The 301-nt window shown below is 64.8% G+C and carries 1 protein-coding gene; it reads right to left on the reverse strand.

All coding sequences use genetic code 11. The features are described from left to right. The coding region (locus JHD63_RS23440) for a transposase (RefSeq protein ID WP_198973188.1) at positions 1-301 on the reverse strand (301 nt) is incomplete at both ends.

The following is a 301-nucleotide window of genomic DNA, read 5'->3' on the forward strand; positions in this document are numbered from 1 at the left end:
AACAAAACAAAGGGAGGTTGCGAGCACAGATGACACAACAAGCCAGGGAAAGCAGCGCGACATGAATGTCGATGCGGCGCTCGAAGCGGGTTCGCAGCTTGCCGAACGCGGCCAGCCAAGCATGGGTGCGCTCGACCACCCACCGATGGCGCCCGAGCCTGTCATTGCGCTCGGTGCCTTTGCGAGCAATACGATCCTGGATACCGCGGCGCTTAAGGTGGACGCGGCACCGGGGGTAGTCATAGCCCTTGTCCGCATGCAGCTTGCCGGGCCGGCGGCGTGGCCTGCCGGGCTTGCCGCC

The sequence above is a fragment of the Xylophilus sp. ASV27 genome (genome assembly GCF_016428875.1).
Lineage (GTDB): Bacteria > Pseudomonadota > Gammaproteobacteria > Burkholderiales > Burkholderiaceae_C > Xylophilus.